Source organism: Marisediminicola sp. UYEF4, from assembly GCF_040546025.1.
Taxonomy (GTDB): Bacteria; Actinomycetota; Actinomycetes; order Actinomycetales; family Microbacteriaceae; genus Marisediminicola.
The window spans coordinates 11,206-37,502 of record NZ_JBEPNA010000020.1 but is presented as its reverse complement, the minus strand read 5'-3'; the positions used below and the strand labels follow the sequence as shown (position 1 = coordinate 37,502).

The window sequence follows — 26,297 nt, the reverse complement described above, 5'->3', positions numbered from 1 at the left end:
GGATGACCGGTCTGGCCAGGCGCATCGGGCTGGGCGCGCTCGCGATCGTGCTGCTCGGCGTGATCTGGGAGCTCTACAAGGCCGTGGGCCCCGCAGTGGGGGTCGATGTGGCCGGGCTGCAGCTGCTGCCGCGCACGACCGACCTCGCGATGCCGCACATCTGGGACATGATCTCCCGTGCGCTCGAGCCCGTGAACTCCTCCGAGGGATCGCCGCCCGTGTGGATCTCGGTGCTGCTCGCCGGAGCCTCGAGCCTCGGCACGGCCTCCGTGGGGCTGCTCATCGGCTCCATCGTCGGGTTCGGCCTGGCGCTGCTCATGCAGCGGTTCCGCGTCGCCGAGTCGGCGGTGCTGCCGTGGCTTGTTCTCAGCCAGACCGTGCCGCTCATCGCCCTTGCCCCGCTCATCGTCAGCTGGGGCGGCCGGGTGCAGATCGGCGCCTTCGAGTGGGAGCGGTGGATGTCGGTGGCCGTGATCGCTGCCTACCTCGCGTTCTTCCCCGTGGCAGTCGGTGCGCTTCGCGGCCTCCAGTCGCCCGACGAGATCAACGTGGAGCTGTTCCACGCTTACGCGACCGGGTGGTGGGCGACCCTGCTGTATCTGCGACTGCCCGCGAGCGTGCCGTACCTGCTGCCGGCGCTGCGCCTCGGCGCGGCATCCGCCATCATCGGCACCGTCGTCGCCGAGGTGTCCACGGGCGCCAAAGGCGGTATCGGCCGCCTCATCATCGAATATGCCCAGTCGGGATCGAGCGACCCGGCAAAGGCGTACTCGCCCATCGCCGTCGCCGTGATCATGGGCCTCGCCGCGGCGGGGATCGTGGCGCTCGCCGGACTGACCCTGAAGCGCTATCGCAGAAACGAGGTGACCGCATGAGCCACGCCATGGCGGTTCACGTGAGCCACGCCACGAAGATTTTCCCCGCCAAGAAGGGCGAGGGGGTCACCGCGCTTGACGACGTGAGCCTCACGGTGAATGCGGGTGAGTTCGTGTCGCTGATCGGGCCGTCCGGATGCGGCAAGTCGACACTTCTGCGCCTCATCGCAGACCTCGACCAGCCGACATCCGGGGCCGTCACCGTCTTCGGCAAGCCCGCCCACCAAGCCAGGCTCGACCAGGACTACGGCATCGCCTTCCAGAGCGCCGGGCTCCTGCCGTGGCGCACCGTCGAGGCGAACATCGACCTGCCGCTCCGGCTGCACCGGGTGCCGGCGCCGACGCGGCGCGCGCGCGTCGCAGAGCTCATGAGCCTCGTCGGGCTGTCGGATTTCGCCGCGAACTTTCCCGACCAGCTCTCCGGCGGCATGCAGCAGCGGGTCGCGATCGCACGCTCGCTCGCCGAGAGCCCCGAGCTGCTGCTCATGGACGAGCCGTTCGGCGCGCTCGACGAGATGACGCGCGAGCGCATGCAGACCGAGCTCGTGCGGATCTGCGCCGAGACGGGCGCCGCCGTCGTGTTCGTCACCCACTCGATCCCCGAGGCGGTGTTCCTCTCCGACCGCGTCGTGGTCATGTCGCCGCGGCCGGGCCGCATCCGCGAGATCGTCGACGTCGCCCTCGGCGAGGAGCGCGGTGAGACGCTGCGCGAGGAGGACAGCTTCTTCGAGGGCGTCACGCGGGTGCGCGAGGCGCTGCACGGGGCGCCGACCGAGACGCGGCCGGATGCCGCGGTACGGGGAGTGGACCTGCGATGAGATCGGCGACCCTGCGTTTCGTGCTGCCACCCGTGGCGCTCGGGCTGGTCGTCCTTGTCGCGTGGGAGCTGCTTGTCGCTCTCGGCGACATCCAGCCCTACCTGCTGCCCGCTCCAACGGCGATCCTCACGCAGCTGGGTCTCGTTTCGCCGGTGCTCTGGACGTCGTTCCTCGCAACCGGCGCCAACGCGCTCATCGGACTGATCGCGGGCGCGCTGCTGGCCATCAGCATGGCGCTGCTCGCCTCCCGGCTCAGCTTCATCGACGAGCTGCTGACGCCCGTCGTCGCCGCGATCGCCGTCGTGCCGATCGTGGCGCTGGCCCCCGTGCTCACCACGATGTACGGGGCGACGAGCGAAACGCCGCGCCGGGTGATCGTCGCGATCGTCGTGTTCGTTCCCGTGTTCATCAACACGCTGCGCGGGCTCCGCCAGGTGCTGCCGGTGCACCGCGACCTCATGCGCGCGTACGCGGCATCCAATTGGCAGATCAGCCGCACCGTCACGATCCCCGGCGCCCTGCCCTACGTGTTCACGGGGCTCAACATCGCCTCCTCGCTCGCGGTGATCTCGGCGATCGTCGCCGAGTACTTCGGCGGGCTGCAGAACGGTCTCGGCTCCCGCATCACCTCGGCCGCGGCCAACAGCGCCTACCCGCGCGCCTGGGCCTACGTGTTCGGCGCGATCATCCTCGGCGTCGTGTTCTACGCCGCGACCCTCGCGATCGAGAAAGCCGTCTCGCGCCGCACGGCGTGACCCCCGACGTCCCCCTGCCGACGGTGTCGGGGTGGCCTGAAAGAAGCAGTCACCAGCAAATCCGAACAGCACGAAGGAGAAACACATGAAGCACAGCACGCGCGTGTGGATGGGAATGGCCGCGATGGCCGCTTCCTCGGCACTGGTTCTCAGCGGATGCAGCGGCACCACCGACGAGGCGCCCGACACGGCCGACGGCGACGGCGGGCTCACCCCCGTGACCCTGCAGCTGCAGTGGTTCGCGCAGGCGCAGTTCTCCGGCTACTACGCGGCCCTCGACCAGGGCTACTTCGAAGACGAGGGACTCGACGTCGAGATCGTCGAGGGCGGCGTCGACATCGTGCCGCAGACGGTGCTCGCCGATCAGCAGGCCGACTTCGCGATCGCCTGGGTGCCGAAGGCGCTCGCCTCGATCGAGCAGGGTGCCGGCATCACCGACATCGGCCAGATCTTCCAGCGCTCCGGCACCCTGCAGGTTTCCTTCGCGGATGCCGGCATCGACACCGCCGCCGACCTCGAGGGCAAGAACGTCGGCAACTGGGGCTTCGGCAACGAGTTCGAGCTGTTCGCCGGCATCACCGAGGCGGGCCTGGACCCGACGACCGACGTGACGCTCGTGCAGCAGCAGTTCGACATGGCGGCGCTGCTCGCGGGAGACATCGACGCGGCCCAGGCGATGACCTACAACGAGTACGCGCAGGTTCTGGAGACGATCAACCCCGACACGGGCGAGCTGTACCAGCCGGAGGACTTCACCGTCATCGACTGGAACGACGAGGGCACCGCGATGCTGCAGGACGCGATCTGGGCCAACGCCGAGCGGCTCGAATCCGACGAGGCCTACCAGGAGACCGCGGTCGCCTTCCTCAAGGCCGTCATCAAGGGCTTCGTCTACGCGCGCGACTTCCCGGCGGAGACCGCCGAGATCGTCGTCGGCGCAGGCTCGCAGCTCGGCTCGAGCCACCAGCTGTGGCAGACCAACGAGGTCAACAAGCTCGTCTGGCCCTCGCCCGACGGCATCGGCGTGATCGATGCGGACGCGTGGGAGCAGACCGTCTCGGTCGCCAAGACCGCGAAGAACCTCGAGGGCTCCACGGTCATCACGACCGACCCGCCGGAGAACGCCTACACGAACGAGTACATCGAGCTGGCGCTCGCGGAGCTCACCGAGGAGGGCATCGATGTGACGGGCGAGAGCTTCGAACCGATCGAGGTCACCCTCAATGAAGGCGGCAAGTAGCTCCACCAATTAGGGTGAGCGGAGGCCCCGTCCACGGGGCCCCGCTCACCCCTGTATCTCAGCGAAGGAACGACCATGAGCACGACGATCGACCCGGCAGACGGCACGCTTGCATACGACCTGGACCGTGCCCACGTGTTCCACTCCTGGTCGGCGCAGGCGGCGCTCAAGCCCTTCGTGATCGCCGGGGCGCTCGGGTCGACGCTGTGGGACTACGACGGCAAGGAGTACCTCGACTTCTCGAGCCAGCTCGTCAACATGAACATCGGGCACCAGCATCCGAAGGTCATCCAGGCCATCAAGGACCAGGCCGACACCATCACGATGGTCGCGCCCCCCCACGCGAACCTCGCCCGAGGCCAGGCGGCCCAGCGCATCCTCGCGCGGGCAGGATCGAGCTTCGGGAGTGTGTTCTTCACCAACGGCGGGGCGGATGCTAACGAGAACGCGATCCGTATGGCGAGGCTCACCACGGGCCGTGACAAGGTGCTGTCGACCTACCGCTCGTACCACGGCAACACCGGCGCGGCGGTCGTCGCGACCGGCGACTGGCGCCGCGTGCCCAATGAGTTTGCGCGCGGGCACGTGCACTTCTTCGGGCCGTTCCTCTACCGCTCGGAGTTCTGGGCGCAGACACCCGAGGAGGAGTGCGCCCGCGCGCTGCACCACCTCGAGCGCGTCATCCAGGCGGAGGGCTCATCGTCAATCGCCGCGATCCTGCTCGAGAGCGTCCCCGGCACCGCCGGCGTGCTCGTGCCACCGCCCGGCTACCTCGTCGGTGTGCGCGAGCTGTGCGACAAGTACGGCATCCTGCTCATCCTCGACGAGGTCATGTGCGGCTTCGGCCGAACGGGGGAGTGGTTCGCCTTCCAGGGCTTCGACGTCGTCCCCGACCTCATCACCTTCGCCAAGGGCGTCAACTCCGGCTATGTGCCGGTCGGCGGCGTCGTCATCTCCGATGCGATCGCGCACGAGTTCGACACCAGAGTGTTCCCCGGCGGGCTCACCTACTCCGGACATCCGCTCGCCGCGGCCTCGATCGTCGCGTCGATGGACGCGATGGCAGATGAGGGCATCATCGACAACGCGCGGATGATCGGAACCGACCACCTCGGTCCCGGACTCGCCAAGCTCGCCGCCGCGCATCCGCTTATCGGCGAGGTGCGGGGGATGGGCGTGTTCTGGGCGCTCGACCTCGTCTCCGATCCGGCAACCCGCGCACCCGTCTCTGCGGCGGTCGTCGGCGAGCTCAAGGGCGAGCTCATGAAGCGCGGCCTGCTGCCGTTCGCGGCCGACAACCGTATCCATGTCGTGCCGCCGTGTGTCATCACGCCCGACGAGGTCGCGCGCGCCCTCGCCATCTACGACGAGGCCTTCGCCGCCGTCGAGGCAGGCTGAGCTGCGGGAGTGCCGCGCTGTGGAGCCCTGCGCGGGTGAGGGCGCTCCGCGGGTGACGGCGCTGCCCGGGTGAAGGGCAAGGGCGGCGCTGCGCGGGTGACGGGCGACTGATCGCGTGCTGTCGCCACAGTCGGAACTGGCTGCGGCAGCATCCGCGAGTCGCCCGCTTATGTCGGGTTTTCGGGGTGAGAGGCGACATATTTGGGCGACCCGCGTACGGATTCCGACTTTGGCGACACGGTCACACCGTGACGCGCGGCCGACCCGCCCCAGCGCCCGCGGGTCGGCGGCCACCCCGCGCCAGTGCCCCTGGCTCGGCCGCCACCCGTCAGCACAGCACTGCCCCGGCACGACTTGCTCGCGGGTCGAGTACAATTCCGCAAGTGTCAAACAACGTGAAATCGCCCTACGCCGTTCAGGTGTTCGACCTTCTGCACCGCCCGGGGGAGATGCGCGAGCGAGAACTCGACATCACCGTTCCCGAGGGGTTCGGCAACGCCGTCATCGGCGTTCCGGCGGGTGCGCAGCTGCACATCGACCTGCGCATGGAGTCTCTCCACGACGGCATTCTGGTCAGCGCCGAGGTCGATGGCGAGGCCGTCGGAGAGTGCGTCAGATGCCTCATCGAGGTGCGCATTCCGCTCGAGGTCGAATTGCAGGAGCTTTTCGCGTATTCTCAAGACGAAGCTTTTGACTATGAGGTTCAAGACGACACGATAGATCTTGAACCCGTGGTCAGGGACGCGGTAGTGCTTTCACTACCGTTTCAACCGGTCTGCCAAGAAGATTGCCTCGGCCTGTGCCCCCAGTGCGGGGTGCGGCTTCTTGATAACCCGGGTCACGAGCACGAGGCACCCGTCGATCCCCGATGGGATGCTTTGGCCGGACTCGCGGGTGAGGCCGGGGAATCCGCCGAAGATGTTGATGGTGCCGAGAACAACGGCGCCACCGAAGAAAAGAGATAGTCATGGCCGTACCGAAGCGCAAAATGTCCCGCGCCAGCACCCGCGCGCGCCGCGCCCAGTGGAAGGCCACGCCTCCCACCCTCGTGAAGACGATCGAGAGTGGCAAGGTTGTCTACAGCCTTCCTCACCGCGCCCGCGTGGTCGAGGACTCGACCGGCACGCCCCTGTACATGGAGTACAAGGGCCGCAAGGTCGCCGACGTCTGATCCGGCGATACACGAGTCTCGCGGGGTGAACAGGCCTGTGGGAGAGTGTGTGTCACGCGGTCGCGCGAGCGATCTCGCGTCGCAACTAGCGGTTGATGTCAACGCGGAGCTCCTCGAGCTCGCGCTGACACACCGCTCTTTTGCGTATGAAAACGGCGGTGCGGGCCACAATGAGCGACTCGAGTTCCTCGGCGACTCGATCCTCGGCCAGGCCGTGACCGTGATGCTGTACAGCGACAACCCGACCCTCGACGAGGGCGAACTCGCCAAGAGACGGGCGAGCCTCGTCTCGAGTGTCGCCCTCGCCGAGGTGGCGCGCTCGATCGGGCTCGGCCGCTACATCCGTCTCGGCCGCGGCGAGGAGCTCACCGGCGGACGCGACAAGTCGTCGATCCTCGCCGACACGGTCGAGGCCGTCATCGGCGCCGCCTACCTCTCCGCGGGACCGGAGGAGGCGACCGCGCTCGTGCTGCGCCTCATCGCCCCCCTCCTGCTCGACCCCGACCGGTTCGGGGGCGCCTCGATGGATCCGAAGACGAGCCTGCAGGAGCTCTCCGCCCGGCGCGGACGCGGCATCCCGCGCTACACCGTGACCAACAGCGGGCCCGACCACTCGAAGCGTTTTCTCGCGGCGGTGTCGCTCGGCGACGAGCCGCCCATCGCCACGGGCGAGGGGTCGAGCAAGAAGCACGCCGAGATGGCCGCGGCGCGCGACGCCTGGGCCACCCTCATGAAGGCCTGACGTGCCCGAGCTCCCCGAGGTCGAGGTGGTGCGCGCCGGCCTCGAACCGGCGGTCACCGGCGCCACCGTGAGTGCCGTCACGGTGTTCGACGACCGTTCCCTGCGCCGCCACGCCGGCCCCTCTGAGGAATTCGTCTGGCGGATGACCGGGCGCACGATTCTCGGGGCCGTGCGGCGCGGCAAGTTCCTCTGGCTGCCGCTGGATGCCCACCCGGATGCCGCGGCGCCGGCCGCAGCGCCGGATTCGGATGCTGCGAGGCCGGATTCGGATGCCGCGGTTCCGCCCGCAGCGCCGGGGCACGGCGAGGCCCTCGTCGCCCACCTCGGGATGTCCGGGCAGGTGCTCCTGCGCGACCGCGGCACGGAGGACCCGCTCACCCGCATCCGCCTCGAGCTCGAGCACCCGGTGCACGGGCCGCTGCGGCTCAACTTCGTCGACCAGCGCATCTTCGGTTCGATGGCGATCGACGAGCTCGTCCCCACCGCGGACTCGCGGGCCGGCGGGTATTCGGGCGCCGAGATCGACGGCACGGCGCCGTGGCCCGCGCCGCTCGTGCCCAGCAAGGTCGCGCACATCGCGAGAGACCCGCTCGACCCCGCCTTCGACGACGCGCGCTTCTTCACCGCGCTCGCGCGCCGCAACACCGGCATCAAGCGCGCCCTGCTCGACCAGTCGCTCGTCAGCGGGATCGGCAACATCTATGCTGACGAGTCGCTCTGGGCGGCGCGCATCCACTTCGACCAGCCGACCAACCGCCTGACACGGCCGAGGGCGAAGCTGCTCCTCGCCGAGGTGCGACTCGTGCTCGGGCGGGCGCTGGCCGAGGGAGGCACGAGCTTCGACGCGCAGTACGTCAACGTCAACGGCGCATCCGGCTACTTCTCCCACTCGCTCAACGCCTACGGCCGGCACGGGCGCGACTGCCCGCGCTGCGGACGGCCGATCATCCGCGAGGCGTTCATGAACCGCAACTCGCACTTCTGCGCCTTCTGCCAGCGCCTGCGCTGACGGCCGCCGCGTCAGAGGTCCAGGCGCCAGCTGCCGGGGTAGCCGACCGCGCGGTAGCCGATCTGCTCGTTGACCTGGAGCATGTGCCGGTTCTCCTCCGCGTTCCAGGTGTAGATGCACGGATGCCCTGGCGACAGCTCCTGCAGCCGCGCGAGGTTCGCGATCTTGGCGACGAGGCCGAGCCGGTGCCCGCGGTGCGCCGTGAGCACGATCGTGTCGTTCTGGAACACGGGCCGGTGGGCCTCGGCCGGCGCGGCGAGGTTGGTGAATCCCACGAGGCGGTCGGATGCGTCGTGCCGGACGGCGGTCGTGAGCCAGAGCCGCCCCTCCGTCGCATTGAGGGCGTCTTTTCTGCGCATCCGCTCCTCATCCCACACCTCGGGCTGCCAGTCCGTCTCGCCCAGCGGCGGGTCGGTGCTCATCGCGGCGTTGAGCACCGCGAGGTCGGCCAGGCGGTGTTCGGGCGTCGGACCCGCCCAGGACTCGAGCGAGTACCCCGGGAGAGGGAGAAAGTCGGCCACGACGGCGGGCAGCGTGAGCCGGCTCATCCGTTCGACCTGCGCGAGGCGGAACCCGCGCGCGAGCAGGAAGCGGACGCCGGCGTCCTCGCGCGGCACCGAGCCATACCCGGTGGGGGAGTCCAGCCGTGGGCCGGCGACGTCGGCGCGGTGCAGGGTGAACGCCTGCAGAATGGTCCGGTCCTCATCTGCGGCGATCCCGGCGACCGTGTCGTAGAGGGCGCCGCCGATGCCGCGCCGGCGGTGCGCGGACGCCACCTCGACCTCGAGCCAGGCCGACGTCACGTCGGTGCCAAGTTGTGCCTCGTGCACGGCCCGGCCGACGATGCGGCCGTCGACCTTCGCCACGAACAGCCGCTTCGGCTCGTCGGGGTCCCGCCAGGCCGGCAGCAGCTCCCGTGGGGTGTAGGCAAGGTCGAAGCTGCCGACGGTGTCGGCCTCGATCTCGTTGCGCACCCGGGTCATCTCGATGAAATCGTCCGCGTCCGCGTCGTCGACGGATGCCGGGATCGCCAGCTCCTGGATCGTGAGCCCGCTCATGTCGCACCCTCCTGAGGACGAGGTCTGGCAAATAGCCTACCGAGCCGCCCGTCTGCGGGGGCAGCCGTCGGGTACCGTAGTGCCTGACGGCCCACCGGGCGCAAAGGAGAACGTCGCGTGCACCTGAAAAGCCTCACGCTCAAAGGGTTCAAGTCCTTTGCGCAACCCACGACCTTCGCCTTCGAGACCGGCGTCACCTGCGTTGTGGGGCCCAACGGGTCGGGCAAGTCCAACGTCGTCGACGCCCTCGCCTGGGTCATGGGCGAGCAGGGGGCCAAGACCCTGCGCGGCGGCAAGATGGACGACGTCATCTTCGCCGGCACCGCGACGAAGGGGCCGCTCGGCCGAGCCGAGGTCATCCTCACCATCGACAACGCCGACGGCGCCCTGCCGATCGAGTATTCCGAGGTGACGATCAGCCGCACCCTGTTCCGCAGCGGCGGCAGCGAGTACGCCATCAACGGCCAGTCCTGCCGGCTGCTCGACGTGCAGGAGCTGCTGAGCGACTCCGGCCTCGGCCGCGAGATGCACGTGATCGTCGGGCAGGGGCAGCTCGACGCCGTGCTGCGCGCGAGCCCGGAAGACCGGCGCGGGTTCATCGAGGAGGCCGCGGGAATCCTCAAGCACCGCCGCCGCAAAGAGAAGACGATCCGCAAGCTCGATGCGATGCAGGTCAACCTCACCCGGCTGAGCGACCTCGCGGGGGAGATCCGCCGCCAGCTCAAGCCGCTCGGGCACCAGGCCGAGATCGCCCGAGAGGCGCAGTCCATTGCGAGCATCGTGCGCGACGCCCGTGCACGAATCCTCGCCGATGACGTGGTGACCCTCCGCGCATCGATCACCCTGCAGAGCCGGGGGGAGAGCGAACGCAAGACCGAGCGCATCGTGCTGCAGGAGCAGCTCGACCAGGCGCGCCTGCGCCAGCAGCGGATCGAGCAGGCTCAGGTGGGGGACGCCGTGGACGGCGCACGCCGCATCGCGTTCGGCCTCGAGTCGGAGCAGGCCAGGCTCCGGAGCCTCTACACCCTCGCCAACCAGCGCCTCGCCCTTCTGGGACAGCAGGCCCAGGCGCCGGACTCGACGACGGGGGTGTCGCCGCAGGCGATCGCCGACGCCAGGGACGAGGCGGAGCGCCTGCGGGAGCAGATCCAGGCATCCGAGGCCGCCTGGCGCGACGCCAAGGGGGCGACCGCCGTGGCGCGGGCGAACCTCGACGGGCTCGACGAGCACATCGCCGCGCAGACTGCCCTCGTCTCCCGGCACGACCTTGAGGTCTCGGGGCTCGCCGGACAGGTCGAGGCTGCGGGGTCGCGGCTCGCCGCCGTGCGCGGGGAGGTGCTGCGGCTGCAGAACGGACTCGACGCTTCGCGCACCCGCATCCAGTCCGCAAGCGCGGAGTTCGCGTCTCTCGAGGCGGAGGCCGCTGTCGTCGATTCCGGTGAGACGAACCTTGACACCGAGTACGAGACCGCGCTCGCCGAGGTCGGCCAGGCGGAGGCCGAGATCGACCGCCTGCGCGACGAGCTGCACACACTCGAGCGCGAACGCGACGCGCTCGCGGCCAAGGCGGGAGCATTGTCGAGCGCGCTCGGCCAGAAGGACGGCTCCAGCGACCTCGTCGCGGCGAAGCTCGCCGGCATTCGCGGCCTCGTCGCTGAGCACGTGCAGGTTGCGCCGGGCTACGAGGAGGCCATCACCGCGGCGCTCGGGTCGCTCGCCGATGCCGTGCTCGCCGACGACCGGGAGGCCGCGGAGAACGCCCTCTACCGTGCCCGGGCACGCGAGATGGGGCGGGTCGAGATCCTGCTCGCGGATGCCGGGACCTTCGGCGGCACCGACGACCCGATGCTTGCCGACGGCGCTGTCACGGCCGCGAGCACCGTCACGGCTCCCGACGGAGTGCTCGGAATCCTGTCGCACTTCATCATCGCCGACGACCTGGGGGTCGCCCGCGCCGTCTGGGCGGGGTTCGACGCGGCTAGCAAGGACAGATTCACCGTCATCACGAAGTCGGGCGACGTGCTGAGCCAGTACGTCATGCGCGGCGGGTCGGGATCCAAGCGATCGCGCATCGAGCTCGTCTCCGAGCGGGACGCGGCCGCCGCCCGCCTCGACGAGGTCACCTCACTCATCGAGCGCGCCCGCTTCGCTCTCGCCGAGCAGCGCGGCAGCGTGACCGTGGCCAAGGAGCAGTCGGCCGCGGCGCTGTCCGCGCTGCGCGAGTTCGATTCTCGACTTGCGGCGCGCACGCAGAAGATCAACCGCGCGCGAGTGCAGGTCGAGGCCGCGCAGGCGGAGGCGGAGCGTCTCGACAAGGGCCTCGCGCCCTCCATCGCCGCGGTGGCGGATGCCGAGGCCGCGCTCGCGGCGGCGAAGCACGCCCACGACGAGGTATCTTCGCGCCCCCGCCCGATTCTCGACGTGGCGGCGCGGGACGCGCTCTTCGACGAGCTCGAGGCGGCGAGGGAGAGCGAGGTCGAGGCGAGGCTCCAGGTCGAGACCGCGCGCGAGCGGGTGCGTGCCGAGGAGTTGCGTGCCGAGGCGCTGCAACGCCAGCTTGAGGCGGAGCGCGCGCAGGCCGAGGAGGTCGCGCGGCGCGCCGTCATCCGGCGTCGCCAGGTCGCCTCCGCGGAAGCGGTTCTCGCGGCGCTGCCCGCGGTGCTCGACGCCGTCGACCGCTCTGTCTCCCAGGCCCGTGTCGAACTTGCCGCGCGGGAGGCGGAGAGGTCGGAGCAGAACGAGGAGCTCACCGCGCTCCGCCGTGACGAGTCGGCGCTGCGCGAGCGGCTCCACGCCATCAGTGAGGATGTCCACGGTCTCGAGATGCAGCTCTACGAAAGCAGGCTGCACCTGTCGACGCTGCTCGAACGCGCCGGCAACGAGCTCGGCCTCGTCGAGGAGGTGCTCGTCGACGAGTACGGGCCGCAGCATGCGGTTCCCGCGGATGCCGCTCCGGACCTCGATCAGCCGGAGGGCGTCCCGTTCCTGCGCGGCGAGCAGGAGCAGCGGCTCGTTCGCGCCGAGCGCAAGCTCGCCCAGCTCGGACGCGTCAACCCTCTCGCTCTCGAGGAGTTCGAGGCGCTCGAGCAGCGTCACCGGTTCCTCACCGAGCAGCTGACCGACCTCACCAACACGCGCAAGGACCTGCTCACGATCATCGACGAGATCGACGACAAGATGCAGCACATCTTCGCGTCGGCCTTCGACGACACGAGGGACGCGTTCAACGAGGTCTTCCCGATCCTCTTCCCCGGCGGCACCGGAAGTATCCATTTGACCGACCCCGACAACCTGCTCACGACGGGCATCGAGGTCACCGTGAAGCCGGCTGGCAAGAAGATCGAGCGCCTGTCGCTGCTCAGCGGAGGCGAGCGGTCCCTCGCGGCAGTCGCGCTCCTCATCGCGATCTTCAAGGCGCGCCCCAGCCCGTTCTACATCATGGACGAGGTCGAGGCCGCCCTCGACGACGCCAATCTCGGGCGCCTGCTGAGCATCTTCGAGGACCTGCGGGAGACCTCGCAGCTCATCATCATCACCCACCAGAAGCGCACGATGGAGATTGCGGACGCGCTCTACGGCGTCTCGATGCGCGCCGACGGAATCAGCGCCGTCGTCGGGCAGCGCGTGCACCGCGAACCGGACGATGAGGAGCGCGCCGCAAGCTGACCCCCTCGCACAGAGGAGCCCACGACGCCAGCCCTGGGCCCGCCAGTACCCGGGTGCCTATCGTCGAGCATCGACACGACGGGGCGACGGGGAGGCGGCGATGCGGCGCACGGTGGTTCTGGTCGCGGGGCTCCTGGTGCTGGGGCTGTCGGGCTGCGCGGGCGAGTGGCTCGAGCAGGCGCAGGCCGTGTCGGCGGAGCCCGCCGTGCCTGTGGCTGAACCGTGCGCGCTCTTCTCCGCATCCGATCTCGCGGCGATCTTCGGCACGGCGGTGCGAGCGGGCCGCAACGGCATCAGCCGAATTGATGACGCCGCGATCGAGGCGGATTCGCGGCACTGCCGGTGGAGCGCCGATGGGCTCGACGCGTCCCTCCAGATCGCCGACGCGTCGGATTTCGACTCCGGCGAGTTCGCCTGCCTCGCGCCGGCGGACCCGCTCGCTGTCGAGGCGGACCTCGGCACCCGGGCGTGGTGGTCGGAGCTGACGATAGCGGGAGTGACCGCCGGTCGGTTGCGCGTGTGCACCGACCGTTCGCTCATCGACATCACGATCGTCGGAGACGCGGGCGGCGCATCCTTCGGTGCCCAGGCGGAGTTGATGGGGAAAGTGACGCTGCTCAGGATCGTTCCCTGACCGCCGAGGCCGTTGCGGGTCAGTACCGGTGGGTGTCGTCGGCTCGCACGACGCGGAGCCAGCGGTAGCCGTACCCGTCGAGCGTGATGTTCGCCTTCCCTGTCGAGGGAAGCTCGATGTCATCGCCGCTGATCAGGTCGAGCAGCACTGACTCCCCCTCCACCGTGAGCGTGAGCGGCACCTCGATCGGCTCGGCCGAGAAGTTGTGCACCGCCACGATGTGGCGGTCCTCCCACGTCAGCGAATGGGCGAAGATCGCGCTGTGCGGCTGCTCGAGCACCGCGAAGGTGCCCCAGCCGAACTCGGGCGCATTACGGTAGTGCCGGATGAGGGTCCGGATGAAGTTCAGCAGCGAGTCCGGGTCCCGGCGTTGGTCCTCGACATTCACGTGCGCGGGGCCAAAGCCACCCCCGACGACGGGACTCGCGAGGCGCGACGGAGCGGCATCCGAGAATCCGCCATTCTTGCCGCTGTTCCATTGCATCGGGGTGCGTACCGCGAGGCGGCCCTCCTGCTCGAGGTTCTCGCCCATGCCGATCTCCTCGCCGTAGAAGAGCACGGGAGTGCCCGGCAGCGAGAACAGCAGGCTGTAGACCATCCGTACGCGCCTCGGGTCGCCCTCGAGCATCGGCGGCAGTCGCCGCACGAGGCCGCGACCGTACACCTGCATCCGCTCCTCGGGACCGAAGGCCGCGAACACCTCGCCCCGCTCCTCGTCGGAGAGCTTGTCGAGGGTCAGCTCGTCATGATTGCGCACGAAGTTCGCCCACTGGGAGTCTGGCGAACCGGCGGGCCGGGACAGCAGCGCCTCGATGAGCGGTCGTGCGTCTTGCCGGGCGAGCGAGAGGTACATTTTCTGCATCGAGATGAAATCGAACTGCATTGTGAGCTCGTCGCCGTCGTCGTCGCCGAAGAAGCGCTCCTGGTCCTCCCGTGGCAGGTTGACCTCGCCGAGAAGCATACCGTCGCCCGAGCGGCGTCCGAGGAACGACCGCAGCGACCGCAGGTACTCGTGGGGGTCCGAAAGTGCCTTGTCGCCGCCGACCACGGCCTCGGTTTCAAGCATGAAGGGCACCGCGTCGACACGGAATCCCGACAGCCCGAGCTCGAGCCAGAATCCCATCATCTTCGCGATCTCGTCGCGCACCGCGGGGTTGGTGATGTTGAGGTCGGGCTGGTGCTTGTAGAAGATGTGCTGGTAGTACTGCTCGGTCTTGGCGTCGTACTCCCAGTTGCTGTCCTCCTGGTCGGGGAATACCGGGGCCGCCTGCTCTGCCGGCGGCTCGTCGCGCCACACGTAGAAGTCGCGATAGGGCGAGGTGCGGCTCGAACGGGACTTCACGAACCAGGGATGCTTGTCCGAGGTGTGGTTGGTCACGAGGTCGGCGATCACGCGCATGCCACGGTCGTGGGCCGTGCGGAGGACCTCGACGAGGTCGCCGAGGTGCCCGAGCCGAGGGTCGACCGAGTAGAAGTCGGTGATGTCGTAGCCGTCGTCCCGGTTCGGGGTCGGGTAGAACGGCATGAGCCACAGGCAGGTCACGCCGAGCTCGGAGAGGTAGTCGAGCCGCTGGGCTAGGCCCGCGAAGTCGCCGACCCCGTCGTCGTTCCAGTCGAGGAAGGTCTCGACGTCGAGGCAGTAGACGACCGCGGTCTTCCACCACAGGTCGCTCGTGTCGGTGATCCTCACGCGTTCACTCCTCTCAGTTGGGGCAGCACGCGCTCGCCGAAGACGTCGATGAACCGCGACTGCTCCTGGCCGACGTGATGGATATAGATACGGTCGAACCCGAGCGCGGACCACTCGCGAAGCTGGTGCACGTATTCGGCAGGATCAGACGAGACGAGAACCGACGAGCGCATGTGCTCCGGGGTCACGTGCTTCGATGCCTCGTCGAAGGCCTCAACCGAGTCGAGGTCCCAGCACAGCGGAGGGGAGAACACATTGCTGCGCCACTGGTCGTGGGCGATGGCGAGTGCCTCGGCATCCGTCTCCGCATAGCTCACGTGCACTTGCAGGGCGAGCTCGCCCCTGCCCCCGGCGCCCCGGTAGCCGTCGATCATGTCGCGGAGATGCTCGACCGGCTGGGCGATCGTCGCGAGCCCGTCGGCCCACTCGGCCGCCCACGTCGCCGTCTCCACGCTCACAGCCGCGGCCACGAGCGGAGGCGGGGTCTCCGGCCTGGTCCAGAGGCGCGCGCGATCGACGGTCACGAGGCCGTCGTGGCTGACCTCCTCGCCGTCGAGCAGCGCGCGGATGACGTCGACACACTCCCTCAGGCGGGCGTTGCGCAGCTCCTTGCGCGGCCAGCCCTGGCCAGTGACGTGCTCGTTGGCCGCCTCGCCACTGCCGAGCGCGACCCAGAACCGGCCGGGGTACATGGCCTCGAGGGTGCCGATCGCCTGCGCGATGATCACCGGGTGGTAGCGCTGCCCGGGCGCGTTGACGACGCCGAACGAAAGGGATGTCGCCTGCAGGGCGGCGCCGAGCCACGCCCACGCGAATGCCGACTGCCCCTGCCGCTCGCTCCAGGGCACGAGGTGGTCGGAGCACATGGCGGCGTCGAATCCGGCCTGCTCGGCCCGCTCCACCGCGGCAATCAGGGCGCTCGGATGCACCTGTTCGTGAGAAGCGTGGAAACCAAATTTCGTCATCTTCACGTACCTCCTGCGTCGAGGCTACGCAATTGCCTCGCGTTTGTCCCCCCGAAAAGGGGGGCAGGGCCCGGCGGCTGACCCGGTGCTCCCGGATGGTCCCGCTGTCGCCAAAGTCGGAACTGTCCGCGCCAGCATCCGCGAATCGCCCGCAGGTGCCGGGTTGTCCAGCCGGGTTATCCGGGACTGCAGGCTCTGCAGGCGACACATCCGGGCGACTCGCGGAGCGGTTCCGACTTTGGCGACAGGGTCCCTCTGAAGGCAACCTCGCCCCGCACCACTGCGCGTCCCTCGCGCTTGTCCCCCCGAAAAGGGGGTCAGGCGGCCTCGCCGCCGAGCGGTTCGCCGTTCACGGTGACGACCCGCCAGCTGCCCCCGGAGTGCTCGACGATGCTCGTCGCGGCGTTGAGGATCGAGGGAATCGGCGCGCTCGTGAGGCGACGCAGCACCTCGCGGATAAGAGTGCCGTGCGTGACGACGATGATGGCGGCGTCCGGCAGGTCGCGCGCAATGTCGGCGAGGCTGTCGAGGCCCCGATCGGCGACGTCGTCGCGGGACTCGAGCCCGGGGAACTCGCCGTCTGGCCAGAGCGCAGCCGCCTGGGCGTCGGTGCGGCCCTCCGCCTCGCCGTAGTGGCGCTCCTGGAGACCGGAGTACACGCCGGACACGGCGATGCCGAGTCCGTCGGCGATGATCCGTCCGGTCTCCGCGGCCCGGGACAACGGCGAGGTGACCACGTGTTGCCAGCCGACACCGGCGAAGCGCGCCAACGAGGCGAGCGCCTGCTCCCGGCCGGTGTCGTTGAGCGGGATGTCTGAGGTGCCCTGCATCCGTCCCGCCGCGTTCCAATCGGTCTGCCCGTGGCGGGTCAGGGCGATCGTCAGTGTCGTTCCGGAGTTCTCAGTCACGCCGACAGCCTACGCACCCGCCGGCCGGGGCTGCTCGCGCCGTTAGGCTTGCGATATGGCTGACCGTTCAACCCCGTGGTCCCTCGGCGGTGCCCTGCGCGGCATGTTCGCCAAGGCGACGATCGACGATGAGACGTGGGAGGACCTCGAAGACGCGCTCATCAGGGCGGACTTCGGTTCGACCATCACCGATGAGGTCATCGAGCACCTGCGCGCCCAGGTGAAGCGGTTCAGCACCACCGACCCTGTCGACCTCAAGCGGATGCTGCGGGAGACGCTCGAGGAGAGGCTTGCCCGACTGAACCCCACGCTCACCCTGAGCGCGCGGCCCGCGGTGGTGCTCGTCGTCGGCGTCAACGGCGTCGGCAAGACGACAACGATCGGCAAGTTCGCCAAGTTTCTCACCGGCCACGGACGCACCGTCATCGTCGGTGCCGCCGACACCTTCCGGGCCGCCGCCGTCGAGCAGCTTGCCACCTGGGCCGAGCGCGGGGGAGCGGCCATTCAGCGCCCGCAGCAGCACGGACAGGACCCTGCGTCGGTCGCCTTCCAGACGGTCGAACGGGCACAGCGCGAGGGAATCGACATCGCGCTCATTGACACCGCGGGGCGGCTGCAGACCAAGAGCGGCCTCATGGACGAACTGAGCAAGATCCGCCGGGTCGTCGAGAAGCAAACCGATATCGCCGAGGTGTTACTTGTGCTCGACGCGACGACAGGGCAGAACGGGGTCGCCCAGGCGGAGGCCTTCATCCAGCACGCGGGCGTGACGGGCCTGGTGATCACGAAGCTCGACGGGTCGGCCAAGGGTGGGTTCGTCATCGCGGTGCAGGAGAAGACCGGAATCCCGATCAAGCTCGTCGGCCAGGGCGAGGGCATCGGCGACCTCACCGGTTTCACCCCGCACGTGTTCGTGCAGAAGCTCGTCGGCTGATGGTCAAGCGCGACCCCGACCCGCCCACACCGGTCTCGCGCACCGTCGCCTTTGGGGCCGTGTTCTTTGCGATCGTCGCACCGCTCGTGTTCCTCGTGATCCTCGGGCTCGGCAGCATCGGTGTCGTCGAGGCCGGGCGCACCTTCGCACCCTTCGCGATCACCGCGACGGTGCTGGGCCTCGTCGCCTCGATCTGGGCGATTGCGATGCCGCGCACCCGCGCGACCGGCATCACAACGATTCTCGTCATGGTGCCGTGCGTGTTCCTCGCGGCGATCAACCTCGTGAGCCTGCTCGCCCCCGCGCTCTAGCCAGCGCGCGACGGGTCAGGCGGTGAGGCCGCGGTGCGCCCGGCTGAGCTGGACGTAGTGCGTCGCGTTGTGCCTTACCTTGGCGAGCTCGTCGGGGGTCAGCTCGCGCCTGACCTTCGCCGGGACCCCGGCGACGAGCGACCCCGGGGGGATGATCGTGCCCTCGAGTACGACGGCGCCGGCCGCGATGAGCGAGCCGGTTCCGATGACGGCCCCGTTGAGCACCGTCGCCGACATGCCGATGAGGCAGTCGTCCTCGACCGTGCAGCCGTGCAGCACTGCGGAGTGACCCACGCTGACCCCGGAGCCGACCGTCGTCGGCTTGCCCGAGTCGCAGTGGATCGAGACGTTGTCCTGGATGTTGCTCCTCGCGCCGATCGTGATCGAGTCGACGTCGCCGCGCAGCACCGCGCCGTAGAACACGCTCGCCTCCTCGCCGAGGGTGACGCGCCCGATGAGAGTGCCGTTCGGTGCCACCCAGGCCGTTTCCGGGACGGAGGGGGTAGCGCCATCGAAGCTGAGAATCGTCGTCATCGTTCCAGAGTAGGGGGCGCGGCGCGGCGCCCGGCGATCAGGGCTGCGACATCGTCGAGAACGCCGGTCGAGCCGGCATAGATACCCTCCCGCCGGGGCCAGTGCGCGACGACGTCGGTGAACCCGAGCTCGGCGGCACGGCCGACGGCGTCCTCGAACGCGGCGATGCTGGCGAGCGAGAACGAGCCGCCCGAATCGAGCGAGAGGTATCGGTCGATGCTCGCCGGGTCGCGCGCGGAGGAGTCGGCGGCGTGATCGAGTCGCGAAGCCAGCGCGGCGACCGACTTCCACCACGGCTCGCCGACCTGGCCGTCCGCGCCCGTCGTCACCCAGCCGGCGGCGTGCCGGCAGACAAGGCCGAGGCCCTTCGGTCCATTCGCGGCGAGCACGAACGGCACGCGCGGCTGCTGTACCGGCGCGCCCACCATGCGTGCTCCGGCCGCCGTGAACCAGGCACCGTCGAGGTCGATCCCCGATTCCCCCTCGGCCTCGTGGCGCAGCAGCCGGTCGAGCTGGGTCACGAACTCGGCGAAGCGCTCGTGCCGGTCCCGCGGGCTGAGCTCCCCCTGACACAGCACCGAGGCGTCGAATCCCGTTCCGCCCGATCCGACCCCGAGGACGAACCGGCCGCCGGAGATGTCGTCGACCGTCGCGATCTCCTTCGCGAACGGCACGGGATGCCGGTAATTCGGCGACGAGACGAAGGTGCCGAGTCTGATCCGCTGCGTCACCACGGCCGCGGCGGTGAGGATCGGCACGGTCGCATGCCAGGGCTCGTTCGCGAGCGAGCGCCAGGACAGGTGGTCGTAGGTCCAGGCGTGGTCGAATCCGAGCGACTCCGCTTCCCGCCACACATCCCGGGCCACGGCCCACCGCTCCTGCGGGAGGATCACTATTCCGAAGCGCACGGGCCGAGCCTACGCGCGCGGCGCACCTCGCGTTCGAACACTGCCCGCGCGGGTTAAACTGATCGCACCATGGCCACCTTCGGAAACCTCACTGACCGCCTCGCGGAAACCTTCAAGAATCTCCGCGGCAAGGGCAAGCTCACCCCCGCGGATGTCGACGGCACCGTCCGCGAGATCCGTCGCGCCCTGCTCGACGCCGACGTCGCGCTCGAGGTCGTCAAGGAGTTCACCGGCAAGGTGCGCGATCGTGCCCTCGGCGACGAGGTCTCGAAGGCGCTCAACCCCGCCCAGCAGGTCGTCCAGATCGTCAATGACGAACTCATCTCGATCCTCGGTGGCGAGGCGCGGCGCATCCAGTTCGCCAAGACCGCTCCGACCATCATCATGCTCGCCGGCCTGCAGGGTGCCGGAAAGACCACTCTCGCCGGCAAGCTGGCCAAGTGGCTCGCCGCAGACAACCACACGCCGCTGCTCGTCGCGGCCGACCTCCAGCGCCCGAACGCGGTCACTCAGCTGCAGGTCGTCGCCGAGCAGGCGGGCGTGGCCGTCTACGCGCCCGAGCCCGGCAACACGGGCGGGGAGGACGCGGCGCCGAGCCGGGGCTTGTTCGGCGGCCCCAAGGGTGGCGACCCGGTGAAGGTCGCCAGGGACGCCGTGAAGTTCGCCCGTGATAAGCAGTACGACGTCGTCATCGTCGACACCGCCGGCCGGCTCGGTGTCGATGCCGAGCTGATGAAGCAGGCATCCGATATCCGCCGCGCCATCGACCCCGACGAGGTCTTCTTCGTCATCGACGCCATGATCGGCCAGGACGCCGTCGCCACGGCGAAGGCCTTCCAAGAGGGTGTCGACTTCACCGCCGTCGTGCTCACCAAGCTCGACGGCGACGCGCGCGGTGGTGCAGCTCTCTCGGTGGCGTCCGTCACCGGCCGCCCGATCATCTTCGCGTCCACGGGTGAGGGGCTCGGTGACTTCGAGCCGTTCTATCCCGACCGCATGGCCAGCCGTATCCTCGACCTCGGTGACATCCTCACCCTCATCGAGCAGGCGCAGAAGAACTTCGACGAGGAGGAGTCGCTCAAGATCGCGGAGAAGTTCGCGACCGACACCTTCACCCTCGAGGACTTCCTCAGCCAGATGCAGCAGCTCAAGAACATGGGCTCGATCAAGAGCATGCTCGGGATGCTGCCGGGCGCGAAGGGCATGCGCGAGCAGCTCGACAACTTCGACGAGAGCGAGATCACGCGCACCGAGGCGATCATCCAGTCGATGACCCTGCAGGAGCGGCGCGCGCCCAAGGTTCTCAATGGCTCCCGCCGTGTGCGAATTGCCCGCGGCTCGGGCACGACCGTGACCGAGGTGAACGCGCTCGTCAACCGCTTCGAGCAGGCGGCGAAGATGATGAAGACCGTCGCCAAGGGCCAGATGCCGCAGATGCCGGGTGTCGGCCCTATGCCGGGAGCCGGCTTCGGCGGCGGTCGCGGCAAGCAGCAGCCGAAGAAGAAGGGCTCGAAGTCGGGCAACCCGGCCAAGCGCGCGGCGGAGAATGCCGCGCTCGCCGCCGGCGCGAAGCCCGTCACGCCCGGATCCGGGTCGGGCTTCGGGCTCGGCGGCGCGAAAGAGGGCGGTCCGTCACCCGAGGAGCTCGCCTCGCTGCAGAAGTTCCTCGGCAAGTAGGAGCGGCTGACGAGCCTCTAGGCCTGGTCCTTGAGCAGGGCCACATCGGAAACGACCTCGATGTGGTGGCCCATCGCCGCGGCGGCGCCCGCGGCATCCCCGCGCCGGATTGCGTCGGCGATGGCGCGGTGCGACCTGAGCGACTGCTCGGGCCGCCCGGGCTGGCCGAGGGACTCGATGCGGGACTCGAGAACCATCTCCTGGATCAGTCCCATCATCTTGGCGAGCACCGAGGAGTGCGCGGCGCGGGTCACAGCGTCGTGGAAGTGCTCGTCGCCGCTGACCCCGCGTCCGCCGTCCGCGACCTCGCTCGCCATCAGGTCGAGCGCCTGGTCGATTCGGCCGATGTCCTCGTCGGTGCGCCGTTCGGCGGCGAGTGCGGCGAGCTTGACCTCGAGCGTGCTCCTGGCTTCGATGATGTCGGGAAGCCGGCTGCTGTGCTCGCGGAAGCCCTGCATGACGGCGGCGAGGTTCGGCCTTGCGATGATCGTGGCACCGGTGCCGTGCTGTACGTCGATCACACCGAGAACCTCCAGGGCGACGAGGGCCTGGGACAGGGTTGCCCTCGACACCCCGAGTTGGTCGGCGAGCTCGCGCTCCGGGGGCAGACGATCGCCCTGCGCGAGTTCCTGCACCTCGATGAACTGCACGAGCTGCTCCACGAGCTGCTCGTAGAGCCGCGGCCGTGCCACGCGCTGCAGTCGCGCTGGGGAGCCTGGCGAAGTCATCCGCGTCCTTTCACTCGGTGCGACCCATTATGGTGCCCGAATTGACAAGCGACCCACACTCTCAGAGACTAGGCCACTGAGTCACCGACAGGTTTGGTCTCACCATCTCGTTCCTCGCGGAACGACCATCAACTCAAGGAGGAGTTCGATGTCCCCGGAAATCATCTCGATCATCGCCCTGGCGGTGATGTTCATCGTCGCCACGGTATTCCCCGTCAACATGGGCGCCCTGGCCTTTGTCGCCGCGTTCCTCGTCGGGACGCTCGCGGTCGGCATGGAGGCAGCCGACATTCTCGGCGGCTTCCCCGGCAGCCTGTTCCTCACCATCGTCGGCGTCACCTACCTCTTCGCCATCGCGCAGAACAACGGCACGATCGACCTCCTCGTGCGCGGCGCCGTGCGGCTCGTGCGCGGACGCATCGCCCTCATCCCCTGGGTCATGTTCGTCGTGACCGCTCTCATCACGGCGATGGGCGCCCTGTCGCCCGCGGCCGTCGCGATCATCGCGCCGATCGCGCTCGGCTTCGCGGCGAAGTACCGCATCAACACCCTCATGATGGGCATGATGGTGATCCACGGAGCCCAGGCTGGCGGGTTCTCGCCCATCGCCGTGTACGGCGTCACGGTCAACACGATCATGGCCGACACCCCGCTCGAGCAGAGCCCCACCGCTGTGTTCCTCGCGAGCCTCGGGTTCAACCTGCTTATCGCCATCGTGCTGTTCTTCGTCTTCGGCGGCAGCAAGCTCCTCGGCGCCAAGGCGGGCGACTTCGAGGGAGAGGTTGCCGACTCGCGCAGCGCCAAGGCGCGCGGTGACGACGTGGATTTCAAGGGCTTCGGCTCCGGCATGTACGGGCCGCGTGACCCCGCCGGCGGTGTCGCCGTCCAGGCGAAGGTCGTCACGTCGCGCAAGGATCTCACCGCGCAGGTGCTCACCGTGATCGGGCTCGTCACACTCGGCGTCGTCGCCCTTGGGTTCAAGGTCGATGTGGGCTTCGTGTCGATCACGATCGCCGTGCTCCTCGCGCTCGTCTCGCCGCAGGCCCAGAAGGGTGCGGTCAACAAGATCAGCTGGTCGACCGTGCTCCTGGTCTGCGGAATGCTGACCTTCGTCGGCGTGCTGCAGACCGCCGGCACCATCGAGTACGTCTCCAACGGGGTCGCCGCGATCGGGATGCCGCTCGTCGTCGCGCTGCTCATCTGCTACATCGGCGCCGTCGTGTCGGCCTTCGCCTCGTCCACAGCGATCATCGCCGTGCTCATCCCGCTCGCCGTGCCCTTCCTCATGGACGGCAACATCGGCGCGATCGGGGTCATCTGCGCCCTGGCGGTCTCGGCCACAATCGTCGACGTCTCGCCCTTCTCCACCAACGGCGCGCTCGTGCTCGCCAACGCTCCCGAGGGCGAAAAGGACCGTTTCTACAAGCAGATCCTGAGCTACAGTGGGGTGGTCGTGCTCGCCGGACCCCTGCTGGCCTGGCTCGTCTTCGTCGTTCCCGGCTGGCTGTGAGCGCCGGAGCGCGTACGGCGGGCCCTGCCGGTGGCCCCCTCAGCGGCATCCTCGTCGTCGACCTGAGCCGCGCGCTCGCCGGCCCGCACGCGGCGATGATGCTCGGCGACCTCGGCGCCCGGGTGATCAAGGTCGAGAGCCCCGCCGGCGGCGATGACACGCGAGGGTGGGGCCCGCCGTTCGTCGGCCCGGAGGACGACCCGCAGTCGACGTACTTCCTGTCCTGCAACCGGAACAAGGAGTCGCTCTCCCTCGACCTCAAGTCGGAGGAGGGCAAGCAGACCCTGCGGGAGCTTGTCCGCCGGGCGGATGTCGTCGTCGAGAATTTCCGCGCCGGCGTGATGGCGCGCCTCGGGTTCTCCACCTCCGAACTGCACGAGATCAATCCGGCGCTCGTGATCCTCTCGATCACCGGGTTCGGCCACGACGGGCCGGAGGCCAGCCGGGCCGGCTACGACCAGATCATCCAGGGCGAGGCCGGACTGATGTCGCTCACCGGCTCCGGCCCCGACAACGTGCAGCGGGTCGGAGTGCCCATTGCCGACCTGCTCTCGGGCATGTACGGCGCGTTCGGCACCGTCGCCGCGCTGTTCGAGCGCCAGGCGACGGGCAGGGGCCAGATCGTGCGAACATCACTGCTGGCGTCAGTGGTCGGTGTCCACGCGTTCCAGGGCACCAGGGCCACCGTGGCTCACGAGGTGCCGCACGCCCAGGGAAACCACCACCCGTCGATCGCGCCCTACGGACTCTTCGCCTGCAACGGCGGCTTCGTTCAGATCAGCGTCGGAAACGAGAGCCTGTGGGCGAGGCTGTGCGAGAGGTTCGGGATCGAGTCGCCCGCCGGGCTCGGATCGAACGAGGGGCGGGTGCGGAACCGCGAGGCGACGATCGCGCTCGTCGAGGCCGCCTTCGCGCCGTACGCCTCGGAGGCGCTCTTGGCCGAGCTGGATGCCGCCGGCATTCCCGCCGGCAAGGTGCGCACGCTCGATGAGGTCTACGAGTGGCCCCAGCTCCTCTCGCAGGGGCTCAAGATCTCGGTCGACCACGAGACTCTCGGCACGATCGACCTGCCTGGACCGCCCGTGCGGTTCTTCCAGACCGCTGGCACCGACGAAGTCGAGGTGACCCGCACCGAGCACTCGGCACCGCCACTGCTCGGCCAGCACGCCGCCAGCATCCGCTCCTGGCTCGACGAAGGGCACCAATGACCACGGACCGCCACAGGCCGAGTGCCTCCGAACTCATCGAACTGCTCACCGACCCCGGCACGTTCGTCTCGTGGGACTCAACGCCAGTCGACGTGCGCCCGGATGCGGCATATGCCGCCGCGCTCGCCGCCGCGCGGGTGAAGGCGGGAACCGACGAGGCCGTCGTCACGGGCGAGGGGAGCATCCGCGGGCGTCGTGTCGCGATCATCGCGTGCGAGTTCCGTTTCCTCGCAGGATCGATCGGCATCGCCGCGGCGCAGCGCCTCGTCGAGGCGATCGAGCGGGCGACCCTCGAGGGGCTGCCCCTGCTCGCGGGGCCGGCCTCTGGGGGCACCCGCATGCAGGAGGGGACCCTCGCCTTCCTGTCGATGGTCAAAATCTCCGCGGCGATCTCCAAGCACAAGGCCGCGCGGCTGCCGTATCTCGTCTACCTGCGCCATCCCACGACCGGGGGAGTGATGGCCTCTTGGGGATCGCTCGGGCACGTCACGGTGGCAGAGCCCGGCGCGCTCGTCGGGTTTCTCGGCCCGCGTGTCTACGAGGCCGTCTACGGAGAGCAGTTTCCCGCGGGGGTGCAGACCGCCGAGAACCTCTTCCGGAACGGGCTGATCGACGGGGTCGTGACCGCCGAGCACCTGCCGGAGATCGTCGAGCGGGTGCTCGCGGTTCTCGAGACGCCGAGGCCCGCGACTGCGCTGCCGCTGCCGGAGAAGTGGTCGGGCGAGGTTACTCCGACATGGGAGTCGATCACTATATCGCGGCGGCGTGACCGGCCCGGAATCCGGGCCCTGCTCCACCACGGCGCGCGCAACGTCCTGCCGCTCAACGGAACAGGGCAGGGCGAGAAGGACCCCGGTCTGGTGCTCGCGCTCGCCCAGTTCGGCAGCGCCTCCTGCGTCGTGATGGGTCAGGATCGTCGAGCACAACGCGCCCAGGCTCCGCTCGGCCCGGCAGCGCTGCGCGAGGCACGACGCGGGATGCGACTGTCGCAGGAGCTCGGTCTGCCGCTCGTCACCGTGATCGATACGCCAGGAGCCGCGCTGTCGAAGGAGGCGGAAGAGGGTGGACTGGCCGGGGAAATTGCCCGGTGCCTGGCCGAGCTGGTGATGTTGCCGACGCCCACCGTCTCGCTCATCATGGGCGAGGGGACCGGGGGAGGCGCTCTCGCGCTCCTTCCCGCCGACCGGACCCTCGCGGCCGAGCACGGCTGGCTCTCGCCGCTGCCGCCGGAGGGCGCGAGCGCGATCGTGCACCGGGACACCGCGCACGCCGCGGAGATGGCCGAGGCGCAGGGGGTCGGCTCGGCCGCCCTGCTCGCGAACGGCATCATCGACTGGATTGTGCCGGAGCATCCGGATGCCCAGGCCGAGGCAGCCGCGTTCTGCCGGCGCGCCAGCGGCACGCTCGAGTACTACCTGCAGCAGTTGGTGCCCCAGAATCCGCAGGCGCGACTCGACGCCCGCCTCGAGAAGTATCGGGGGCTGGGCCTGGCCTGACCGCGCCGCAGCGCGGTGCACCAGTCGGCGCGACGCGGCGTGCCCGGTCGATCTAGGCTGAG

General features: G+C 69.2%; 24 protein-coding genes. 17 read left to right on the top strand and 7 right to left on the bottom strand.

Features of this window, described 5'->3' with window-relative positions; translation table 11 throughout:
* Nucleotides 1–2: 2 nt before the first annotated feature.
* From ABIB15_RS13830 to mutM, 9 genes are all read left to right on the top strand, one after another.
* On the top strand, nucleotides 3–875 hold the full coding sequence (locus tag ABIB15_RS13830) for an ABC transporter permease (RefSeq protein ID WP_354479817.1): 873 nt from the start codon (nucleotides 3–5) through the stop codon (nucleotides 873–875).
* Entirely contained in the window at nucleotides 872–1,693 is an 822-nt protein-coding gene (locus ABIB15_RS13825) for an ABC transporter ATP-binding protein (RefSeq protein ID WP_502908986.1), read from the top strand. Before ABIB15_RS13830 ends, ABIB15_RS13825 begins: the two co-directional genes overlap by 4 nt.
* Nucleotides 1,690–2,448 carry an ABC transporter permease gene (locus ABIB15_RS13820; protein WP_354479788.1) on the top strand — a complete coding sequence of 253 codons (759 nt, stop codon included), beginning with the start codon at nucleotides 1,690–1,692 and terminating at the stop codon, nucleotides 2,446–2,448. Before ABIB15_RS13825 ends, ABIB15_RS13820 begins: the two co-directional genes overlap by 4 nt.
* Before the next feature lie 85 nt (nucleotides 2,449–2,533).
* A complete protein-coding gene (locus tag ABIB15_RS13815) occupies nucleotides 2,534–3,688 on the top strand; it encodes an ABC transporter substrate-binding protein (RefSeq protein ID WP_354479785.1) in 1,155 nt (384 codons plus the stop codon).
* Between the two features lie 75 nt (nucleotides 3,689–3,763).
* Entirely contained in the window at nucleotides 3,764–5,086 is a 1,323-nt protein-coding gene (locus tag ABIB15_RS13810) for an aspartate aminotransferase family protein (RefSeq protein ID WP_354479782.1), read from the top strand.
* A gap of 383 nt (nucleotides 5,087–5,469) precedes the next feature.
* Complete coding sequence (locus tag ABIB15_RS13805) at nucleotides 5,470–6,051, top strand: YceD family protein (protein ID WP_354479780.1); 582 nt, start codon at nucleotides 5,470–5,472, stop codon at nucleotides 6,049–6,051.
* A gap of 2 nt (nucleotides 6,052–6,053) precedes the next feature.
* Nucleotides 6,054–6,257 carry a 50S ribosomal protein L32 gene (gene rpmF, locus ABIB15_RS13800; protein WP_161887084.1) on the top strand — a complete coding sequence of 68 codons (204 nt, stop codon included), beginning with the start codon at nucleotides 6,054–6,056 and terminating at the stop codon, nucleotides 6,255–6,257.
* Nucleotides 6,258–6,306: 49 nt separating this feature from the next.
* Complete coding sequence (gene rnc, locus ABIB15_RS13795; RefSeq protein ID WP_354479777.1) at nucleotides 6,307–6,999, top strand: ribonuclease III; 693 nt, start codon at nucleotides 6,307–6,309, stop codon at nucleotides 6,997–6,999.
* A gap of 1 nt (nucleotide 7,000) precedes the next feature.
* Nucleotides 7,001–8,008, top strand: a complete 1,008-nt coding sequence (gene mutM, locus ABIB15_RS13790; RefSeq protein ID WP_354479774.1) for a bifunctional DNA-formamidopyrimidine glycosylase/DNA-(apurinic or apyrimidinic site) lyase — start codon at nucleotides 7,001–7,003, stop codon at nucleotides 8,006–8,008.
* Between the two features lie 11 nt (nucleotides 8,009–8,019).
* Here the strand turns inward: mutM and ABIB15_RS13785 are convergent, their stop codons facing one another.
* A complete protein-coding gene (locus tag ABIB15_RS13785) occupies nucleotides 8,020–9,066 on the bottom strand; it encodes a GNAT family N-acetyltransferase (RefSeq protein ID WP_354479771.1) in 1,047 nt (348 codons plus the stop codon).
* 117 nt (nucleotides 9,067–9,183) lie between these two features.
* Between ABIB15_RS13785 and smc the strand changes: the two genes are divergently transcribed.
* Together smc and ABIB15_RS13775 are read left to right on the top strand one after the other, a co-directional pair.
* Nucleotides 9,184–12,732: a chromosome segregation protein SMC gene (gene smc / locus ABIB15_RS13780; RefSeq protein WP_354479768.1), complete on the top strand. Its 3,549-nt coding sequence runs from the start codon at nucleotides 9,184–9,186 to the stop codon at nucleotides 12,730–12,732.
* Nucleotides 12,733–12,832: 100 nt separating this feature from the next.
* Entirely contained in the window at nucleotides 12,833–13,366 is a 534-nt protein-coding gene (locus tag ABIB15_RS13775) for a hypothetical protein (protein ID WP_354479766.1), read from the top strand.
* A 19-nt stretch (nucleotides 13,367–13,385) separates the two neighbouring features.
* Here ABIB15_RS13775 and ABIB15_RS13770 read toward each other — a convergent pair whose 3' ends face one another.
* The 3 genes from ABIB15_RS13770 to ABIB15_RS13760 all read right to left on the bottom strand — a co-directional run bounded on the left by ABIB15_RS13770 (nucleotide 13,386) and on the right by ABIB15_RS13760 (nucleotide 16,929).
* Nucleotides 13,386–15,056, bottom strand: coding sequence for an alpha-amylase family protein (locus tag ABIB15_RS13770; RefSeq protein ID WP_354479763.1), 1,671 nt, complete (start codon nucleotides 15,054–15,056; stop codon nucleotides 13,386–13,388).
* Nucleotides 15,053–16,021, bottom strand: coding sequence for a TIGR03885 family FMN-dependent LLM class oxidoreductase (locus tag ABIB15_RS13765; protein WP_354479760.1), 969 nt, complete (start codon nucleotides 16,019–16,021; stop codon nucleotides 15,053–15,055). Before ABIB15_RS13765 ends, ABIB15_RS13770 begins: the two co-directional genes overlap by 4 nt.
* Before the next feature lie 317 nt (nucleotides 16,022–16,338).
* The gene (locus ABIB15_RS13760; RefSeq protein ID WP_354479757.1) at nucleotides 16,339–16,929 is read right to left on the bottom strand and encodes a histidine phosphatase family protein; all 591 of its coding nucleotides are present in this window, start codon (nucleotides 16,927–16,929) and stop codon (nucleotides 16,339–16,341) included.
* A gap of 55 nt (nucleotides 16,930–16,984) precedes the next feature.
* Between ABIB15_RS13760 and ftsY the strand changes: the two genes are divergently transcribed.
* Together ftsY and ABIB15_RS13750 are read left to right on the top strand one after the other, a co-directional pair.
* Nucleotides 16,985–17,863 carry a signal recognition particle-docking protein FtsY gene (ftsY, locus tag ABIB15_RS13755; protein WP_354479754.1) on the top strand — a complete coding sequence of 293 codons (879 nt, stop codon included), beginning with the start codon at nucleotides 16,985–16,987 and terminating at the stop codon, nucleotides 17,861–17,863.
* Nucleotides 17,863–18,174 (top strand): hypothetical protein, encoded by a 312-nt coding sequence (locus tag ABIB15_RS13750; RefSeq protein ID WP_354479751.1) that lies wholly within the window; start codon nucleotides 17,863–17,865, stop codon nucleotides 18,172–18,174. Before ftsY ends, ABIB15_RS13750 begins: the two co-directional genes overlap by 1 nt.
* Nucleotides 18,175–18,189: 15 nt before the next feature.
* Here the strand turns inward: ABIB15_RS13750 and ABIB15_RS13745 are convergent, their stop codons facing one another.
* Nucleotides 18,190–18,708, bottom strand: coding sequence for a gamma carbonic anhydrase family protein (locus ABIB15_RS13745; RefSeq protein WP_354479748.1), 519 nt, complete (start codon nucleotides 18,706–18,708; stop codon nucleotides 18,190–18,192).
* Complete coding sequence (locus ABIB15_RS13740; RefSeq protein WP_354479746.1) at nucleotides 18,705–19,616, bottom strand: LLM class flavin-dependent oxidoreductase; 912 nt, start codon at nucleotides 19,614–19,616, stop codon at nucleotides 18,705–18,707. The genes ABIB15_RS13745 and ABIB15_RS13740 overlap by 4 nt, the downstream gene beginning before the upstream one ends.
* A gap of 69 nt (nucleotides 19,617–19,685) precedes the next feature.
* Here ABIB15_RS13740 and ffh point away from each other — a divergent pair, with 69 nt between their 5' ends.
* Nucleotides 19,686–21,293 (top strand): signal recognition particle protein, encoded by a 1,608-nt coding sequence (gene ffh / locus ABIB15_RS13735; protein ID WP_354479743.1) that lies wholly within the window; start codon nucleotides 19,686–19,688, stop codon nucleotides 21,291–21,293.
* A gap of 17 nt (nucleotides 21,294–21,310) precedes the next feature.
* Here ffh and ABIB15_RS13730 read toward each other — a convergent pair whose 3' ends face one another.
* Entirely contained in the window at nucleotides 21,311–22,021 is a 711-nt protein-coding gene (locus ABIB15_RS13730; protein ID WP_354479740.1) for a FadR/GntR family transcriptional regulator, read from the bottom strand.
* A gap of 148 nt (nucleotides 22,022–22,169) precedes the next feature.
* On the opposite strand from ABIB15_RS13730, the gene ABIB15_RS13725 reads away from it, so the two are divergent.
* Genes ABIB15_RS13725 through ABIB15_RS13715 form a run of 3 tightly spaced genes read left to right on the top strand, consistent with a single transcriptional unit; the run spans nucleotide 22,170 to nucleotide 26,235 of the window.
* Nucleotides 22,170–23,531, top strand: a complete 1,362-nt coding sequence (locus ABIB15_RS13725) for an SLC13 family permease (protein WP_354479737.1) — start codon at nucleotides 22,170–22,172, stop codon at nucleotides 23,529–23,531.
* Nucleotides 23,528–24,739: a CaiB/BaiF CoA transferase family protein gene (locus ABIB15_RS13720; protein WP_354479734.1), complete on the top strand. Its 1,212-nt coding sequence runs from the start codon at nucleotides 23,528–23,530 to the stop codon at nucleotides 24,737–24,739. The genes ABIB15_RS13725 and ABIB15_RS13720 overlap by 4 nt, the downstream gene beginning before the upstream one ends.
* Nucleotides 24,736–26,235, top strand: a complete 1,500-nt coding sequence (locus ABIB15_RS13715; RefSeq protein ID WP_354479731.1) for a carboxyl transferase domain-containing protein — start codon at nucleotides 24,736–24,738, stop codon at nucleotides 26,233–26,235. Before ABIB15_RS13720 ends, ABIB15_RS13715 begins: the two co-directional genes overlap by 4 nt.
* The last annotated feature ends 62 nt before the right edge of the window (nucleotides 26,236–26,297 follow it).

Bases quoted from the DNA above. Each gene is read 5' to 3' on its own strand.
- ABIB15_RS13830 (WP_354479817.1), top strand. From the start codon at position 3: ATGACCGGTCTGGCCAGGCGCATCGGGCTGGGCGCGCTCGCGATCGTG.
- ABIB15_RS13825 (WP_502908986.1), top strand. From the start codon at position 872: ATGAGCCACGCCATGGCGGTTCACGTGAGCCACGCCACGAAGATTTTC.
- ABIB15_RS13820 (WP_354479788.1), top strand. From the start codon at position 1,690: ATGAGATCGGCGACCCTGCGTTTCGTGCTGCCACCCGTGGCGCTCGGG.
- ABIB15_RS13815 (WP_354479785.1), top strand. From the start codon at position 2,534: ATGAAGCACAGCACGCGCGTGTGGATGGGAATGGCCGCGATGGCCGCT.
- ABIB15_RS13810 (WP_354479782.1), top strand. From the start codon at position 3,764: ATGAGCACGACGATCGACCCGGCAGACGGCACGCTTGCATACGACCTG.
- rpmF (WP_161887084.1), top strand. From the start codon at position 6,054: ATGGCCGTACCGAAGCGCAAAATGTCCCGCGCCAGCACCCGCGCGCGC.
- ABIB15_RS13785 (WP_354479771.1), bottom strand. From the start codon at position 9,066: ATGAGCGGGCTCACGATCCAGGAGCTGGCGATCCCGGCATCCGTCGAC.
- ABIB15_RS13775 (WP_354479766.1), top strand. From the start codon at position 12,833: ATGCGGCGCACGGTGGTTCTGGTCGCGGGGCTCCTGGTGCTGGGGCTG.
- ABIB15_RS13765 (WP_354479760.1), bottom strand. From the start codon at position 16,021: ATGACGAAATTTGGTTTCCACGCTTCTCACGAACAGGTGCATCCGAGC.
- ftsY (WP_354479754.1), top strand. From the start codon at position 16,985: ATGGCTGACCGTTCAACCCCGTGGTCCCTCGGCGGTGCCCTGCGCGGC.
- ABIB15_RS13750 (WP_354479751.1), top strand. From the start codon at position 17,863: ATGGTCAAGCGCGACCCCGACCCGCCCACACCGGTCTCGCGCACCGTC.
- ABIB15_RS13745 (WP_354479748.1), bottom strand. From the start codon at position 18,708: ATGACGACGATTCTCAGCTTCGATGGCGCTACCCCCTCCGTCCCGGAA.
- ffh (WP_354479743.1), top strand. From the start codon at position 19,686: ATGGCCACCTTCGGAAACCTCACTGACCGCCTCGCGGAAACCTTCAAG.
- ABIB15_RS13730 (WP_354479740.1), bottom strand. From the start codon at position 22,021: ATGACTTCGCCAGGCTCCCCAGCGCGACTGCAGCGCGTGGCACGGCCG.
- ABIB15_RS13725 (WP_354479737.1), top strand. From the start codon at position 22,170: ATGTCCCCGGAAATCATCTCGATCATCGCCCTGGCGGTGATGTTCATC.
- ABIB15_RS13715 (WP_354479731.1), top strand. From the start codon at position 24,736: ATGACCACGGACCGCCACAGGCCGAGTGCCTCCGAACTCATCGAACTG.